Annotated in this window: 17 protein-coding genes; 7 read left to right on the top strand and 10 right to left on the bottom strand. The window is 70.9% G+C overall.

Annotated elements, in window-relative coordinates:
• Positions 1-216 precede the first annotated feature (216 nt).
• From GC203_RS10970 to GC203_RS10945, 6 genes are all read right to left on the bottom strand, one after another.
• A complete protein-coding gene (locus GC203_RS10970) occupies positions 217-942 on the bottom strand; it encodes an N-acetylmuramoyl-L-alanine amidase (RefSeq protein ID WP_293454829.1) in 726 nt (241 codons plus the stop codon).
• The gene (locus tag GC203_RS10965) at positions 933-1,826 is read right to left on the bottom strand and encodes a DMT family transporter (RefSeq protein ID WP_293454208.1); all 894 of its coding nucleotides are present in this window, start codon (positions 1,824-1,826) and stop codon (positions 933-935) included. The genes GC203_RS10970 and GC203_RS10965 overlap by 10 nt, the downstream gene beginning before the upstream one ends.
• Before the next feature lie 39 nt (positions 1,827-1,865).
• On the bottom strand, positions 1,866-2,768 hold the full coding sequence (locus GC203_RS10960; RefSeq protein WP_293454205.1) for an alpha/beta hydrolase: 903 nt from the start codon (positions 2,766-2,768) through the stop codon (positions 1,866-1,868).
• Positions 2,769-2,855: 87 nt separating this feature from the next.
• On the bottom strand, positions 2,856-4,181 hold the full coding sequence (locus GC203_RS10955) for an amidohydrolase (protein ID WP_293454202.1): 1,326 nt from the start codon (positions 4,179-4,181) through the stop codon (positions 2,856-2,858).
• A 42-nt stretch (positions 4,182-4,223) separates the two neighbouring features.
• Positions 4,224-5,135, bottom strand: a complete 912-nt coding sequence (locus GC203_RS10950; protein WP_293454200.1) for an alpha/beta hydrolase — start codon at positions 5,133-5,135, stop codon at positions 4,224-4,226.
• A 69-nt stretch (positions 5,136-5,204) separates the two neighbouring features.
• Positions 5,205-6,992 (bottom strand): long-chain-acyl-CoA synthetase, encoded by a 1,788-nt coding sequence (locus GC203_RS10945; RefSeq protein ID WP_293454198.1) that lies wholly within the window; start codon positions 6,990-6,992, stop codon positions 5,205-5,207.
• 154 nt (positions 6,993-7,146) lie between these two features.
• Here GC203_RS10945 and GC203_RS10940 point away from each other — a divergent pair, with 154 nt between their 5' ends.
• Entirely contained in the window at positions 7,147-7,773 is a 627-nt protein-coding gene (locus GC203_RS10940; protein ID WP_293454195.1) for a hypothetical protein, read from the top strand.
• A gap of 163 nt (positions 7,774-7,936) precedes the next feature.
• On the top strand, positions 7,937-8,872 hold the full coding sequence (locus GC203_RS10935; RefSeq protein WP_293454193.1) for an adenylate/guanylate cyclase domain-containing protein: 936 nt from the start codon (positions 7,937-7,939) through the stop codon (positions 8,870-8,872).
• Here GC203_RS10935 and GC203_RS10930 read toward each other — a convergent pair.
• Positions 8,856-9,011, bottom strand: a complete 156-nt coding sequence (locus GC203_RS10930; protein WP_293454191.1) for a hypothetical protein — start codon at positions 9,009-9,011, stop codon at positions 8,856-8,858. The genes GC203_RS10935 and GC203_RS10930 overlap by 17 nt on opposite strands.
• 3 nt (positions 9,012-9,014) lie before the next feature.
• Positions 9,015-9,515, bottom strand: a complete 501-nt coding sequence (locus tag GC203_RS10925; protein ID WP_293454189.1) for an FKBP-type peptidyl-prolyl cis-trans isomerase — start codon at positions 9,513-9,515, stop codon at positions 9,015-9,017.
• A 569-nt stretch (positions 9,516-10,084) separates the two neighbouring features.
• Here GC203_RS10925 and GC203_RS10920 point away from each other — a divergent pair.
• The gene (locus GC203_RS10920) at positions 10,085-11,227 is read left to right on the top strand and encodes a zinc-binding dehydrogenase (RefSeq protein WP_293454187.1); all 1,143 of its coding nucleotides are present in this window, start codon (positions 10,085-10,087) and stop codon (positions 11,225-11,227) included.
• Here GC203_RS10920 and GC203_RS10915 read toward each other — a convergent pair.
• Positions 11,224-12,111 (bottom strand): branched-chain amino acid aminotransferase, encoded by an 888-nt coding sequence (locus tag GC203_RS10915; RefSeq protein ID WP_293454184.1) that lies wholly within the window; start codon positions 12,109-12,111, stop codon positions 11,224-11,226. The two genes, GC203_RS10920 and GC203_RS10915, sit on opposite strands and share 4 nt — an antisense overlap.
• Before the next feature lie 77 nt (positions 12,112-12,188).
• Between GC203_RS10915 and GC203_RS10910 the strand changes: the two genes are divergently transcribed.
• The 4 genes from GC203_RS10910 to GC203_RS10895 all read left to right on the top strand — a co-directional run bounded on the left by GC203_RS10910 (position 12,189) and on the right by GC203_RS10895 (position 15,442).
• Complete coding sequence (locus tag GC203_RS10910; protein ID WP_293454182.1) at positions 12,189-12,680, top strand: MarR family transcriptional regulator; 492 nt, start codon at positions 12,189-12,191, stop codon at positions 12,678-12,680.
• Positions 12,677-13,384 (top strand): response regulator, encoded by a 708-nt coding sequence (locus GC203_RS10905; RefSeq protein ID WP_293454180.1) that lies wholly within the window; start codon positions 12,677-12,679, stop codon positions 13,382-13,384. Before GC203_RS10910 ends, GC203_RS10905 begins: the two co-directional genes overlap by 4 nt.
• A 192-nt stretch (positions 13,385-13,576) precedes the next feature.
• Positions 13,577-14,941, top strand: coding sequence for an ATP-binding protein (locus tag GC203_RS10900; protein WP_293454178.1), 1,365 nt, complete (start codon positions 13,577-13,579; stop codon positions 14,939-14,941).
• A gap of 72 nt (positions 14,942-15,013) precedes the next feature.
• Positions 15,014-15,442, top strand: a complete 429-nt coding sequence (locus tag GC203_RS10895; RefSeq protein ID WP_293454176.1) for a DUF2147 domain-containing protein — start codon at positions 15,014-15,016, stop codon at positions 15,440-15,442.
• Between the two features lie 111 nt (positions 15,443-15,553).
• On the opposite strand, the gene proC is transcribed toward GC203_RS10895, so the two are convergent.
• Positions 15,554-16,348, bottom strand: coding sequence for a pyrroline-5-carboxylate reductase (gene proC, locus GC203_RS10890; RefSeq protein WP_293454826.1), 795 nt, complete (start codon positions 16,346-16,348; stop codon positions 15,554-15,556).
• Positions 16,349-16,391: the final 43 nt, after the last annotated feature.

Raw genomic sequence — 16,391 nt, 5'->3', positions numbered from 1 at the left:
GTTGAGCCGTCAGATGCATGGAAATTCCCCCCTGCTCGTTGTCGGGGTTCACGTCCGCGGGCGCGTCCCCGTTTGCCTTGAGGCCGTCATAGCGCCCTTCGCATTATTATACAATAATTGTATTATTAGTATGCTATGTAATTTGTGTACGCAGGGCCGTGCCCCACCGTACAGATTTGATTTCACGTTGATATCCCGGCGCGACCCGGAGGCCTCTCAGCCTCCCAGGCGAAGCAGCGCGATCAGGCGGGCGCGAGTTTCGCCGTCGGCGATTCCGTCCACCTTCTCCTGCCGCCAGTGCCGCTGGAACGCGCGCACCACCGCGGCGGTGTCGGCGTCGAACTTGCCCGACGGCGGCAGGTCGTAGCCCAGGCGGGTGAAACCGGCCTGCAGGGCGAAGACGGCGGCGCCCTCCTCCCCCTCCCCGATCGGCGCGCCCGGCGCGGCGTCGGTCTCGACCCACAGGCCATGGCCGGCCTCGGCCAGCCGCTTCCAGGGGAACAGCTCGCCCGGATCCTCCTTGCGCGCCGGCGCCACGTCGGCGTGGCCCACGATGTCGCGGTCCTCGATCATCCAGCGACCGCGGATGTCGCCCACCAGTTCGATCACGGCCGCGATCTGCGCCTCGGGGAACGGGCGGTAGCCGAACTCGTGGCCCGGATTGACGATCTCGATGCCGATGGAGTCGCCGTTGATGTTGCGCCGGCCGCGCCAGTACGAGACGCCGGCGTGCCAGGCGCGGCGCTCCTCGGCCACCAGGCTGAAGACCCGGCCGTCCTCCTCCACCATGTAGTGCGACGACACCTTGGCCTCCGGGTCGCGCAGCCGGTCCAGGGCTTCGGGGCCGGTCTTCATGCCGGTGTAGTGCAGCACGAGGATGCTGGGCGGCGCGGTGCGAACGTCGAAGTTGGGCGAAGGCGCCTCGATCAGATTCATCGCGATCGGTTCCAGACGGCGAGCAGCAGCGGCATCACCTGGTTGCCCCTGAGCGCGATGATCAGCACGCCGGAAAGCGCCACCGCGCTGCCGATCGCCATGCGCAGGCCGAAGGGGTCATGCAGGATCGCCACGCCGAGGGCGATGGTGGAGAGCGGCGTCAGCAGCGTAAACGCCGAGATCAGGTTGGCCTCGTAGCGCTGGATCAGGAAGTAGTAGGCGGTGTGCGCCGTCACCGAGACGACGAAGGCCGAGAACACCAGCGCGGCCAGGAACGGCCAGCCAGCGGAGAGTCCGGCTTCCACCTGACCCGGTTCGAGCAGGGCGGAGAGGATCGTGAGCGGGATCACCGAGCAGAGGCCCACCCAGGCCTGGAAGGTCAGCGGCCGCACGCCCTCCATCTGTTTCATCATCACCGCCCCCAGCGACCCCATGAAGGCGGCCGCGGCCACCAGCAGCAGGCCGGTGGAGATACGCACGCCGTGCGGGTCCCACATCACGGTCATCGCCCCGGCGAAGGTGAGCATGATCCCCAGCCCCCGCCGCCAGTGGATCCGTTCGCCCAGCATCAGCATCGACAGCAGCGTCGTCATCGGCATGCCGAGCTGGAGCACCACGGCGGCCGAGGAAGGCGTGGACAGCTTCAACCCCACGAACATCAGGGCGAAATTGCCGCCGCCCATCAGCAGCGCCACCAGCACCAGCCGCCAGATCGGTCGCGGCGCGGGGCGCAGGAACGGAAACGTCACCGCCGCCACCAGGGCGAAGCGCGTCGCCGCATAGAACAGCGGCGGCACGTCCAGGATGCTCACCACATACTTCGAGACGATGTTGTTGGCCGCCCAGATCAGGCAGACCGCCAGCATGATCGCAAAGTCGCGGAGGGCCATCGGCCCCCCGTTAGGGCGCCGCGCCGCCTGGGAGCAAGCTCAAGCCTTCAGGAACGCCTCAAGGTCGCGGTTCACCTGCTCCATATGGGTCACGAACAGGCCGTGCGGCGCCCCGGGGTAGACCTTCAGCTCCGCGCCCGGGATTCCCGCCGCGAACCGCCGGCCGGTGATCTCCAGCACGGCCGAGGCGTCCTTGTCGCCGTGCAGGATCAGGGTCGGCCGGTCGATCTTCGCCAGGTCGGGCCGCACGTCGGCCTCGATCAGGCCGCGGAAGCTGGCCACGGCCACCGGCGCAGGGGTCGTCAGCATCTCGACCACCAGCCACTCCTGCATCGGCTGCGAGGTCTGGGGCGTGAAGAACGGGGCCTGGTTGTCGCGGATCCACTTCGGGAAGTCCGCCTTCCATTCGGCCATGCGGGCGTCGAAGTAGGCGCGCGGCGCGCCAAAGGCGTTGTCGGCCGTCTGGATGAGGCACGGGCCGGCGGGCGCCAGCATCGCCAGCCTGCGGACCCGCCCGGTCCCGTGCCGGCCGAGATAGCGGGCCGCCTCCGACCCGCCCATGGAATGGGTCACGAGATCGAACTGCTTCAGTCCCAGGCCGTCGACCACCGCGCCGATATCGTCGGCCAGGGTGTCGATGTCGTAGCCGCCGGCGGGAACGTCCGACCGGCCGTGGCCGCGCCGGTCGAAGGCGATGCAGCGGAAGCCGGCGTCCGACAGGTGCGCCACCTGATAGGCCCACATTTCGCTTGAGAGCGCCCAGCTCGCGGCGAAGACCACCGCGGGGCCCTCGCCCCAGTCGCGGTGGAACAGCCGGGTCCCGTCGTTGGCGACCAGGGGCTGGTGGCGCCGCGAGGCGGCCAGCGCCGGCCGCCCCCCCGAGGCGGCGGCGGCCACGGTTCCGGCGGCGAGGCCCGAGAGCAAGAGGTCGCGGCGATGCATGGCGTGTCTCCTTCTTGAGCCTCAGGAGACCGCGCCTCGCGCGCCGGGTCGATTATGCGCGAGGTAACGGCGCGGCGTCGGCCGCCGTCAGGGCGCCATCACGTTCAGCACCGCCAGGCTCATCGCCTCCACGCCCGTCCGGATCGACGGCTCGGGCGTCGGCGCGAAGCCGGGATTGTGGTTGCCCGGCAGGAGTTCGCCACGCTTGGCGGCCTCGGCGATCAGCTTGGGGTCGTAGCCGCCGATGCTGAAGAACAGCGAGGGCGCGCCCGCGATGATGAACTCCGAATAGTCCTCGCTGGGGTTGATCGGCGTGGGCATCACCGTGGCCTTGTCGCCGAACGCGGCCTGGAACACCGGCGCCGTGCGCGCGGTCAGGTCGGCGTCGTTGATCACCGCGCGGCCGCCCACCTCGATGTCCACGTCCGGCGCCGGCGCGCCCGACATGGCCGCCACCGCGCTGGCGGTGCGCCGGATGCCTTCGAGCAGCTTCTCGCGCACCTCCGTCTCGTGGCTGCGGATGGTGCCGCGCAGGATCGCCGTGTCGGGGATGATGTTGCCGGCGCTGCCGGTCTGGATCGCGCCGATGCTGATGACGCCGAACTTGCCGGGGTCCTTCTCGCGGCTGATCACCGTCTGCACGTCGGTGACGAAACGCGCGGCCTCGATCACCGGGTCGACGGACTCGTTCGGCGTCGAGCCGTGGGCGCCGCGGCCGTGGAAGGTGATCTCCAGGCTGTCGGAGTTCGAGCTGTAGGCCCCGGCCCTGTACTGCACCGTTCCCGCCGGCGCGGGGCCGACGTGCAGGGCGAAGCCGTAGTCGGGCTTGCCGAAACGCTGATAAAGGCCATCGGCCAGCATGGCGCGCGCGCCCTGGGTGGTCTCCTCGGCGGGCTGGCCGACGAACATCAGCGTGCCGTGCCATTGCGCCTTCATGGCCACCAGCGCGGTCGCCGTCCCCACCCAGGCCGCCATGTGGATGTCGTGGCCGCAGGCGTGATCGACGGGCGTGGGCTTGCCGTTCCAGGTGGTGACCACGTGGCTCTCGTAGGGAAGCCCGGTCTTCTCCTCCATGGGCAGGGCGTCCATCTCGGTGCGCACAAGGACCATGGGCCCCGGCCCGTTGCGATAGATCGCGACGATCCCCGTGCCGCCCACCTTCTCGGTGACCTCGAAGCCCAGCGCCCGCATCTCCTTGGCCAGCTTGGCCGCGGTGGCGGTCTCCTGCATGCCGAGCTCGGGGTGCTGGTGGATATCTTTGTAGAGAGCGTCGAGATGGGCGTAGCTGCGATCCAGCACCCCGTCGACGAACGCCTTGTCGGTCGTCACGTCCCGGGCCTGGGCCGGCGCCGTCAGGGCCAGCGCCGCCCCCGCGGCCAGGAGGGATCGACGGAGAATGCGGAACGGAATCATCGGCTCACCTGCGCTGCGATGAGCCGATGTTAGCGGCGCCGCCTAGTGTTGCGCGAGAAACTCGTCCAGGGCGTCGGCGAAAGTCTCCGGCTGGTCGATCATGATGAAATGCGCGGACTCGGTGACCTGCTCCGGGCGCACCGTCGCCGCCGGCGCATAGGCCGCCCGGTAGACGCGGTCCGCCATCCCCGCCGGCATGCCCACCGGCGTATAGTCGGGGAACAGCAGGACGATGGGCGTGCCGACCGCGGCCAGCCCGGGCCGCAGGTCGAGGGTGAGGTCCTCGTACATGGCCCGCGCCACCACCTTGCGGTCGCTCTCGGCGCCCCACTCGGCGATCATGTGGCGCGCGTCGGCCAGCTTCGACATCTGGGCCATCTGGGGTTCGATCGCCTCGGCCGAGGCGGGCTTTTCCGCCGCTGCCAGCATGGCGTCGCGCATCTTCGCGGCCCGCGGCTCGATCTGCTCGACGGTGACGCTCGGCCCGCCCTGCAGCACGCCGAAGAACGGTAGGGCGTCGACGATCAGCGCCTTCTTCAGCACCTCGGGATGGGTCTCGGCGAGGTACAACGTCATGGTCCCGCCCAGCGAGTGGCCGATGACGACGGCCGGCGTCAGCTTCTCGCCTCGCAGATAGTCGGCGATCGCCTCGGCGGTCGGCTTGACCACCTCGCCCTCGGCGTTGGCGCGGGACGGCTCGCCCGCGAAGCCCGCCACCTGGATGAGGTGCAGCCGGTAGCGCGCCCGCAGGCTCTCGGCCACGGTCCTCCAGGTCGCCCGCGACGACGCGAGCCCGGGGATGAAGACGAGGTCCGGCCCCTCGCCGACGATCTCGTCCGAGAAGCGGTCGCGCACGACGACCCTGGAATCGGGAAACAGGCGGTTGGAGTCGGCCGCGGCCGCCGGCGCGGTAAAGGCGAGAACGGCCACCAGGACCGCGATGGGCTTGAACATGAGGGAGCCTTGAAGAGGGATTGCGTCCCCTAGTCGCCGCCGCGCGCCATGGCGGATGCGCATCGGCTCCTAAAGTTTCACCGCGCCCGTGGTGATCTTCTCGTAGACCAGCTTGGTCACCCGCACATAGCCGCGCTTGGGGTCGTGGAAGAACAGCGGCCCCCGCACCTTGGCCGGGTCGTAGCCGTCGGCGACCAGGTCCATCTTGCGGATCTTGAACGTGCCCGTCGTATCCATGGCCGGCAGCACGCGGATGAAGAGCGGTTGGGCGTAGGACGGAAGCTCCTGCGCCACATGGGCGCTGAAGGCCTTGGCGTCGAAAGGGCCTTCCGTGACCAGGGCGGCCATGCCGGCGCGGCCGTCGGCGCCTTCGACCGGCACGCCGTAGACCGTGGCCTGCGCGACGCCCTCAAAGGCCTGCAGGCGTTCGGCCACCTCGGTGGTCGACACGTTCTCGCCCTTCCAGCGGAAGGTGTCACCGATCCGGTCGACGAAATAGAGATAGCCCTCGGCATCCATCCTCATCAGGTCGCCGGTGGCGAACCAGGCGTCGCCGCGCTCGAAGACGTCGCGGAGGATCTTCTTCTCCGAGGCCTGACGGTCGAGATAGCCGGTGTATTCGGTCCGGGCTTCGCCGCTGATCTTGCCGACGCACTGGCCCACCTGGCCCGGGCCGCATTCGACGCACAGGCCGCTCGGGCCGCGGATCACCTCCTCGCGGTCGACGTCGAACTGAATGAGCCGGATGTTGAACCGCTTGCGCAGCCACTTGGGCGCACGACCGATCGCGCCCTCCTTGCCGTCGAAGTTGAACAGGCTGACGTTGCCCTCGGTCGAGCCGTAGAATTCCAGGATGTCGGGGATCCGGAAGCGCTGCTTCATCACCGGCCAGATGTCGGGCCGCAGGCCGTTGCCGAACGCCAGCCGGATCTTGTGGGCGGTCTCGTCCGGCCCCGGCTCATGGTTGACGAGGTAGCGGCAGAGCTCGCCGATGTAGACGAACATCGTACAGCCCTCGGCGACGACGTCGCTCCAGAAGTGGCTGGCCGAGAACTTTCGCCGCAGCACCACCGAGCCGCCGTTGAGCAGCGCCGCGCCCAGCGCGCAGAGGCCGCCGGTGGCGTGGTAGAGCGGCAGCGTCACGTAGATGCGGTCCGACAGCCGGGCGCCCGTCGCGCCCGCGAAGCCGCGCATGTAGAGCTGGGCCCGCATGTGGGTGACGCGCGCCGCCTTGGGCATGCCCGTCGTGCCGGACGTGTAGATCAGCAGCGCGGTGTCCGCGGCGGTCATGTCCTCGCGCACGGCGCGGTCGGGCGGGAGCTGGCTGCAGCTCTTCAGCGCCTGCACGAGGTCGCGCTGGTCGCCGTGCGCCGGGCCCAGCACCCATTCGTGCATCGGCCTGTCCAGACGCTGGCGCACCGTCTCGAACACGGGCGAGGTCTCGGCGTCGACGATCACATGCGCCGCGCCGGACAGGTTCAGGCAGTGGGCCAGCGGCGGCCCCGAGAGCTGGTTGTTGATGAGCGCGGTGACGACGCCCACCTTCGACAGCCCGTACCAGACCGCGAAATATTCCAGTCGGTTCGGCATGAACAGCGCCACGGTCTGGCCGCGACGCAGGTTGAGCCCGATGGCCCAGTGGGCGTAGCGGTTGGCCATGCCGTCCAGCTCGGCATAGGTGACCGTGCGCCCTTCGAAGGTCATCGCCGGCCGCTCGCGCCAGCGTTCGACCGCGGCCTGGAGGTCGTCGCAGATCAGGTTGGGGCTTTCCCGCGCGATCGACTTCACGCGCCCCAGCGTGCGGTTCAGTCCGCGCAGGAACCGCCAGTCGCGCTTGATACGAGCCCTGAACGTCATGGCGCCTCCCGGCATGACCTTGGCGAGAGCCGGTCACACCGGTCAAGCGGGGCTGATCAGGAGACACGTTCGCGGGGCGTCTGGCCCGAGACGTTCGGGAACCCAGTTCGCGTCACGCCGTTCTGATGCTCCGACACCACGCGGAGGCAGCGAAATGTCCATGAACACCGACGGGCAAGCGCCCATGCCGTCGCCCGAAGGCGGCTCCCCCCTCTTCGCCTCGACCCCGGCCTGGGAGCGCACGCGCAAGCGTCGCAGCGTGGCCGGCGGAAGGAAGACCGGCGGCTCGAACGCGGCGCCGCTCGTCGCGGTCGCCGCCGTCGTGCTCGGCCTCGGCTTCGCCGGCGCGGCGGCGTGGTACGCCACTCAGGAGAGCCGGAGCGTTCCCGAGCTCGCGTCTGGCGGCGTCGAGCCCGCGCCGACGCCGCCCGACCTGACGGCGCAGATCGCGCCGCCCATGGAGCCCGCCGTCGAGCCGATCGAGCAGGCGGCCCTCGACACCACCCCGCAACCTGCGCCGTCGCCGGCGAAGGCCGCGCCGAAGCGGCAGGCCCCGGCCCGCGCCGCCGGAGCGGACGAGACCGGCGTCAACGCCTCGTCGAGCGAAGCCGAGCTCCCGAGCGGGCCGACGCCCTACTCCGAGCTCAACCCGCAGGTCTCGACGCCCTCCGTCACGCAGGCCCCCGCGGCGATCCCCGAAACGCCGCCGACGCTGCCCTCCGACCGCCCGGCGGTCACGCCCCTGCCGCAACCCGACGACGGCTCGCCGCCGACAATCTGACGGGCCCCGAGGCCGCGTCGCGGGAACGCGGCGCGGCCCGGGCGGTCCAGGCGACACGCTATACGTGCGACGTCTCGCCACTCAGGACATGTTCGTAGGGGATAGATCGGAATATTAACCACGTAGCGGTCGTGAGAGTCTGGATGCGGTGAGGGAGAGCACCGTGTCCGCGATCGATTTCGACAGCATTCCCAGGCAAGCCGGCCCCAGGCGACTAAGGTCCAGGCAACTCGGTGTCGTGGCGCGTCTGGCCGGATGGTTCGCCGCCGGCCAGGGTCGCGTCGCTCCGCCGCGCCCGGCCCGCGGTCGCGCGGGTTGCGCGGCGGCCCCGGCCAAATGCCCCGCCGGCCGCTCGTGCGGCGTCGTCGCGCGGCTTCAGGCGGAACAGCAGCGCGGACGGCAGATCGAGCAGGCGCTTTCCCACTACGTCGCGCCGCACGTCCTTGAGCGGCTGATGGCGGACCCGGAAGGCCTGAGCCTGGGCGGCGAGACGCGCGAGGTGACCGTGCTCTTCGCCGACATCCGCGGCTTCACGTCCCTCGCCGAAGCCCTGAAGTCCGATCCTCAGCGGCTGGCGCAGCTGACCAACGCCGTCCTGGGCCCGATGACCGACATCGTGCTGGATCACGGCGGCGCCATCGACAAGTACATGGGCGACTGCGTGATGGCCTTCTGGGGCGCGCCCGACGAAGACCCGGAGCATCCGCGCCGCGCCCTCGAGGCCGCGCGGGCGATGATCGCGGCGATGGACGACATCAACCTGAAGGTCCGCCGCGCCTTCGCCGACGCGTTCGACCTGCCGCGCCTCAAGATCGGCGTGGGCGTGAACACCGGCGAATGCGTCGTGGGCAACCTCGGCAGCGAGCGGCGCTTCGACTATTCCGTCCTGGGCGATCCGGTGAATGTGGCCTCGCGGCTGCAGAGCCTCTGCAAGATCTTCGACGTCTCGCTGCTGGTCGGCCAGGCGACGGCCGACCACATGTGGCGCGATTCCATCCTGTCGGAAGTCGACCGGATCGTGGTCCGCGGCCGCCGCGAGCCGCAGATGATCTATACGCTCGCCCGCGGCGCCTTGCGCCAGCTCAGCCCAGCAGGCTGACGAAGAGCGGCGCCAGATAGGCCAGGAGCAACAGGCCGAAGCCGATGATCACCGCGCGCCCGATCCACCGCGACCGGCGCGCCCGGGCTTCGTCCGTCGAATCGGGCGTCGAATCGGGCGTCGGATCGGGTTCGCTCACAACTCAGCCCTCGTCGTCCGGAACGGCGATCAGTTCGATCTCGAAGAGCAGCGCGCTTCCGGGCGGGATCGGCGCGCGGTCGCGGTCGCCGTAGGCCAGGTCGGCCGGGATCACGAAGTCCCAGGTCTCGCCCACCCGCATCATCGGCACACCCTCCTGCCAGCCCTTGATCAGGCGATCCAGCGGGAAGGTCGCCGGCTCGCCGCGCTCCCGGGAGGAATCGAACACCCGCCCGTCGATGAAGCGACCGACGTAGTGGATCGTCACCGTCGCGCCGGGCGCGGGATGCGGTCCTCTGGCGGCCTTCGCGCGATGGTACTGCAGGCCCGACGGCGTGGTCTTCCAGCCCGGGCGCGCCGCGCTCCACGCCAGATAGGCCTGCTGGCCCTGGACCCATTGTTCCTGCGGCGTGCCGGTGTAGTGGGGCGCGGGTGTCGGCGCGGAGGTCGCGCACGCGCTGAGGCCGAGGGCCGGGATGGCGGCGAGGACGGCGAGGCGGCGCATGGGGGTCTCCGGACAATCGCGGCCCCGTACCTACGCCGTCGCGGCGCGGTTGGGGAGATGCGCCGTCGCGGGCGCGTCCTCGGTCCGGATTTCGGGGGGTGTTGGCGTCGGCTGGCCTAGCGCCCGACCGGGAGGGCTGGGGGGGCTGTTCAGGGTTCCTGGCCGGATGCGGGCCAGCCGACGAAGAGAGATATGCCCACCGCTTGTGTTCGCGACTTGCCTGGAATTGGGCCTTTTCAGGGCGTGTCGGCTCCGCAACAGGGCGCGGCGAATCCGCGCCGGGCCCGATCCGGGGGTTGCCCCGCGGCGGCGGCTGAGGGATGAAGGTTGCGAACGGCGGCCATCCAGTCGGTCGCCGGGGCGTGGGGCCCCGCGGCGCTTCCGGGATTCTAGGATCCCGTGCGGTGTTGAAAAGAAGCGGCAGAGGCGGCTCGCAAGGGCCGCCTTTCTTGCATCTGGCCCCTGCAATTCATCTGACCCCCGCAATTCTGCCGCGGGCCCCTTGGCGCGGCGCGCCAGAGCCGCCATGTGCTTCGCCTGACAACGTAAGCACATAGGGAGGCGACGGAATGGGCGCATTGCCGGAACGCGGGCTGCAGCTCCGCTCGATCATCAAGTCGGACGGGACGCTCGAATTGAGCCTGGCCGAGGTGGCGGTGGCGCCGCCCACGGGCTCGGAAGTCCTGGTGCGGGTCGAGGCCTCGCCGCTCAACCCGTCCGACCTGGGCCTGCTGCTGGGGCCCGCCGACCTCTCCACCGCCAAGGCGTCGAGCGCCGACGGCCGGCCGGTCCTGACGGCCCAGGTGCCCGAGCGCTTCATGAAGGCCATGGCCGCCCGCCTCGACCAGTCCATGCCCGTCGGCAACGAGGGCGCGGGCGAGGTGATCGCCGCCGGGCCGGACCCGGCCGCCCAGGCCCTGCTCGGCAGGACCGTGGCGATGCTGGGCGGCGCCATGTACGCCCAGTACCGCACCCTCTCGGCCGCCGACGTCCTGCCCCTGGGGCCGGATGCGACGGCGGCGGACGGCGCCTCGTGCTTCGTCAATCCGCTCACCGCCCTCGGCATGGTCGAGACCATGCGGCAGGAGGGCCATAAGGCGCTCGTCCATACCGCGGCGGCCTCCAACCTGGGCCAGATGCTGAACCGCATCTGCCTGAAGGACGGCGTCGACCTGGTGAACATCGTGCGCAGCGCCGAGCAGGCGAAGCTCCTGAAGGACATCGGCGCGAAATACGTGCTCGACTCCACCGCGCCCGACTTCATGGACCGGCTCATCGACGCCCTGGCCGAGACCGGGGCCACCATCGCCTTCGACGCCATCGGCGGCGGCAAGCTGGCGAGCCAGATCCTCACGGCCATGGAAGCGGCCGCCAACCGCACCGCCGGCGCCTACAGCCGCTACGGTTCGACCGTCCACAAGCAGGTCTACATCTATGGCGGCCTCGACACCGGCCCGACCGAGCTGGCGCGCGCCTACGGCATGGCCTGGGGCATCGGCGGCTGGCTGCTCACCCCGTTCCTGATGAAGCTCGGGGCCGAGGGCGTGCAGCGCCTGCGCCAGCGTGTGGTCGACGAGCTTAAGACCACCTTCGCCAGCCACTACACCGCCGAGATCTCGCTGGCCGAGGCGCTCGACCCCAAGGTGGTGGCCGCCTACAACCGCAAGGGCACGGGCGCGAAATACCTGATCAACCCCGCGAAGGGACTTTAGGCCGCCACCAGCTCGCGGCGCACGAGGCGCGCGTAGTCGTCCATCAGGCCCAGCGAGAGGGCGCCCGGGGTGAAGCTGTACTCGCCGATCTGCGAGACCGGCGTCACCTCGGCCGCCGTGCCGACCACGAAGCACTCCGTGAAGCCGGAAAGCTCCTCGGGGCGGATGTGACGCTCGACCACCTCGTAGCCCTTGGACTTGGCCAGCCGGATCACCGTCTGGCGCGTGAGGCCGTTCAGGAAGCAGTCGGGCGTGGGCGTGTGGATCACCCCGTCCTTGACGAAGAAGACGTTCGAGCCGGTGCTCTCGGCCACGTAGCCGCGGTAGTCGAGCATCATCGCGTCGGTGAAGCCGTCCTTCTCCGCGGCGTGCTTGGAGATGGTGCAGATCATGTAGAGGCCGGTGGCCTTGGCGTGGACCGGCTCGGTCTCCGGGCTCGGGCGCTTGTACTTGGCCCAGCACATGCGGATGCCCTTGGCCTTCTCCTCGGGCGAGAAATACGACGGCCAGTCCCAGACCGCGATCGCCACGTGGATCTTGGTGTTCTGGGCCGAGACGCCGATCATCTCGGTCCCGCGCCAGGCGATCGGGCGGATGTAGGCGTCGGTCAGGCCGTTCTTGGCGCAGGTGTCCTTGCAGGCCTGATCGATCTGCGCCACCGTGAACGGGATTTCGAAGTCCAGGATCTCTGCGGACTTGAACAGACGCTCGGTATGCGCCGTCAGCTCGAAGATCTCGCCCCCGTACATCCGCTCACCCTCGAAGACGGCCGAAGCGTAGTGCAGGCCGTGGGTCAGCACGTGCACCTTCGCCTCGCGCCAGGGCGTGAACTGGCCGTCGAGCCAGATCCAACCGTCGCGATCGTCGAAGGGAACCAGGGACATGAGGGAAAATTCTCCTTTCGCAGCGGTCCCTTGAACCGCCCCGGAGCCGCCGCGTCAAACGAATTGGACCCTCGCCGGTGAGCGCGCCGGCCGACGCTCGACTGATCCTGCGCGACGAGGAGCTCGACGCGGGCCTGGAGCTGCTGCTGCTCGCCGAAGCCGCACTCTGGGCCGCCGTCGATCAGGGCCTGGCGGAGGAAGACCTCGGCCTTGGGCGCTCCCACTGGCGGGCCGCCTTCCTGCTCCGCCGGCGCCCGGGCGTGGGCGTGCAGGAGCTCGCCCATCTCACCAGCCTGTCGAAACAGGCGGCCAGCCGCATCCTCGTCGACCTGGCCGCCAAGGGCCTGGTCGAGAAGCAGGCGGGCGACGTCGACGGCCGACGGCGCAGCGCGGTCCTCACCGCCCGGGGCGAGGCCTTCGAGACCCAGATCACCGAACGCCTGCGCGGACAGCTCGTGCGCGCCTATCGCATGGCGGGACTGGACGGAGTGGCGGGCGCCAGGGCCATACTGGCCGCCATGGCCGGCGGGCGCACGCGCAGCCGCGCCGCAAGCGGGGGACTCCCATGAGCCTTTCCGACTCTCCGCCGCGCGGCCGGCACCTGCTGGTGGTCGACGACGACGACCGGATCCGCGACCTGCTCAAGGAGTACCTCACGCGCGCGGGCTTCCGCGTCACCGCCGCCTCGGGCGGGGCCGCCGCCCGGCGGCTGCTGGGCTCCCTCGACTTCGACCTGGCCGTGTTCGACGTGATGATGCCGGGCGAGGACGGCTTCTCGCTCACCCGCTGGCTGCGCGACCAGCGCGGCGCCTCGGGGCGCACCCCCGTCCTGATGCTGACCGCCCGCGGCGAGGCCGGCGACCGGATCGAGGGATTGCGCCTGGGCGCCGACGACTACCTCGGCAAGCCGTTCGAGCCCGAGGAGCTGCTGCTGCGGATCGAGGCCATCCTGCGCCGCGCCGGCGGCCGGCCGGCCGCCAACGGCGTGCTGTCGCTGGGCCGCTGCGCGTTCGACGCCGATCGCGGCGAGCTGACCTGCGGCGGCGAGCCGGTGCGCCTCACCGAGGCCGAAACCACCCTGCTGCGCCAGCTCGCCCGGACCCCGCACGAGGCCGTCGACCGCATGGACCTCGCGGGCGAAGAGGTCGATCCCTCCGGCCGGGCCGTCGACGTCCAGGTCACCCGGCTGCGCCGCAAGATCGAGGACGACCCGAAGGCGCCCCGCTATCTGCAGACCGTCCGCGGCGTCGGCTACCGACTGGCGCCCGACTGATGGGCGGCAGGGAACGCGAGCCACACACGCTCCTCCCCCGTGGCGCAGCCGACGGGGGAGGTGGCTCGGCGCGCCGCGCCGAGACGGAGGGGGCGCGGGATACGAACTTTGGGCGGCAGGGCCTCACGCCCCCTCCACCATGCTTCGCATGGTCCCCCTCCCCTGCGCCGCGCGCAGGGGAGGAGCTCTAGGATGAAGCTCCCCTCCTCCGGCCGGGTCCTCCTGCGCTGGCTGAAGCGCCGGCTGCCCGGCACGCTGTTCGGCCGGTCGCTGCTGATCATCGTCCTGCCGGTGGCGCTGATGCAGATCGCCGTCACCTACGTCTTCTTCGACGCCCACTGGCAGACCGTGACGGCGCGGCTTTCCGAGGGCCTCGCCGGCGACATCGCCTGGGCCGTCGAGAGCTACAAGGAAGACCCGACCCCGCAGACGTTCGCGCGCCTGTCGCAGCGGGCCGAGGAGTCCATGAGCCTCTCCATCGCCCTGCAGCCGGGCCGCCAGCTGCCGGCGCGGCGGCGCGACCCGCCGGTGCTGTTCGAGCCGTTCTTCGCCCCCATCGACCGATCGCTGAACCGGGCGCTGACCGAGCGGCTGGACGATCCGTTCTGGTTCGACACCACCCGCTACCCCGCCTACGTCGACATCCGCGTGGCCGTGCAGGGCGGGGTCATGCGCATCCTGGCGCCGCGCGAGCGCGCCTTCGCCACCCAGGGCCACATCTTCGTGCTCTGGATGACCGTGGCCACCGTGCTGCTGACCGCCATCGCCATCCTGTTCATCCGCAACCAGGTGCGCGCCATCGAACGCCTGGCCAACGCCGCCGAGGCGTTCGGGCGCGGCGCCGACACGCCCACGTTCAAGCCGCACGGCGCCAAGGAGGTTCGCCGCGCCGCCAGCGCCTTCCTCGACATGCGCGCCCGCATCCAGCGCCACATCGAGCAGCGGACGGCCCTGCTGGCCTCGGTCAGCCACGACCTGCGCACCCCGCTCACCCGCCTGAAGCTGACCCTCGCCCTGGCCGAGCCCTCCCGGCGCACCGCCGAGATGAAGCGCGATCTCGCCGACATGGAGCACATGATCGACGAATACCTCGCCTTCGCCCGTGGCGAGGGCGGCGAGGCGGCCGAGCCCGTGCGGCTGCGCCCGCTCATCGAGGCCGTCAGCGAAGGCGCGCGGCGGCTGGGCGCCCAGGTGGAGGTGAAGGTCGATCCCGACCTGGCGGCCACGGCGCGGCCCAACGCCCTGAAGCGGGCGCTCTCCAACCTCGTGATGAACGCCGCCGCCCACGGCGACCGCGTCGAGGTGGCCGCGCGCCGGGCCGCCGCCGGCGCGCTGGAGATCGTGGTGGACGACAACGGCCCCGGCATCCCGGCCGAACAGTACGAGGACGCCTTCAAGGCCTTCGCGCGCCTGGACGAGAGCCGCAACCAGAACGTCAAGGGCGTCGGCCTGGGGCTGGCGATCGCCCGCGACGTCGCCCGCGGCCACGGCGGCGACATCCTGCTGGACCGCTCCCCGCTGGGCGGCCTGCGGGCGGTGGTGCGCCTGCCCGGCTGACCCGGGGAACGCCGTTCACACGCGGTTCACGGAGCCCCGCCAAGCTTCGCCTCGCCAGATTCGGAGCCTCCCATGCGCGCCCTTCCGCACGCCGCCGTCCTCGCCAGCCTTGCGCTCGCCGCGACGCCGGCCCTCGCCGCCGATCCCGTGGAGGGCGAATGGCTGACCCAGAGCGGCAGCGGCAAGGTGCGCATCGCCCCCTGCCCGAACCAGCTCGAGCGCCTCTGTGGCCAGATCACCTGGCTGCGCCGTCCCGAGGACGCCAAGGCCAAGGACGCCAACAACCCCGATCCGGCGTTGCGCACCCGCACGATCCTGGGCCTGCCCATGCTGTGGGGCTTCAAGCCGGCCGGGGCCGGCCGCTGGAGCGGCGGCAAGATCTACGATCCGGAGGCCGGCAAGACCTACGACAGCAAGCTGTCGATCCGCCCCGACGGCGCCCTCAAGGTGGAAGGCTGCATCCTGATGGTCTGCCAGGCCCAGAAGTGGACGCGGAACTAGAGCCCGTCAGGGTGAAGTGGGAACCGGTTCACCCGCCCGGACGGGCTCTACACTCTTGAAGATCGAGCCTTCTTGTCCGGATCAGGTGATCCCACCTGATCCGGGAAGGCTCTAGCTCCCGAGTTCGCGTGACCGGCGCGCGGCGGCGGCCACGGCCTCGCGCAGCAGCGGCGGCAGTCCCGCCTCGCCCATCAGCACCTCCAGCGCCGCCGCCGTGGTTCCCCCCGGCGAGGTGACCTGGCGGCGAAGCTCGGCCGGATCCTCCCCCGTGCGCGCCAGCAGGGCCGCGGCTCCGGTCAGGGTCGAGCGCGCCAGGCGTCGGGCGTCGTCCGGCGGAAGGCCCGCCTGGGCGCCCGCGGCCTCCAGCGCCTCGATGAACGCATAGAGATAGGCCGGCGCCGAGCCGGAGACCGCGGTGGCGGCGTGCATCAGGGCCTCGTCGTTCAGGTCGACCACCGCACCCAGCGGCTCGAACAGGGCGTGCGCGCGGGCGAGCGCGGCGGGATCGTCGGCGTACAGGCTCGCCGTGCCCTGGCCGATCGCCGCGGCCGTCGTCGGCATGACGCGCCCGACGGGCCGTCCGCCGAACTCACGGGCGATGTCGTCCGCCCGGACGCCCGCGCAGATCGAGACGATCACCGCGCCCGAGCCCAGCCACGGCGCGGCCTCGGCCGCCGCCTCGCGCCACATCTGGGGCTTCACGGCCAGCACCACCGTGCGGGCGTTGGCCAGGTCGCCTTCCGGCGGATTCAGCGCGGCCCCGGCGGCCTGCGCCGCCAGCGCCGCCGGGCCGGGATGGGGATCGCGGATCATCAGGTCCGAGGCGGCGAACGCGCCGGCCGCCAGCCAGCCCTCCACCATCGCGCCGCCCATGCGCCCGGCGCCCAGCATCAGTATGGGTGTGATCATGGCCGCGGGATCCTTCCTCGGCCCGACCTTTAGCCGCGCC

Source organism: Phenylobacterium sp., assembly GCF_016124325.1.
Classification (GTDB): domain Bacteria; phylum Pseudomonadota; class Alphaproteobacteria; order Caulobacterales; family Caulobacteraceae; genus Phenylobacterium.
This window is presented reverse-complemented; position numbering and strand designations above follow the sequence as displayed.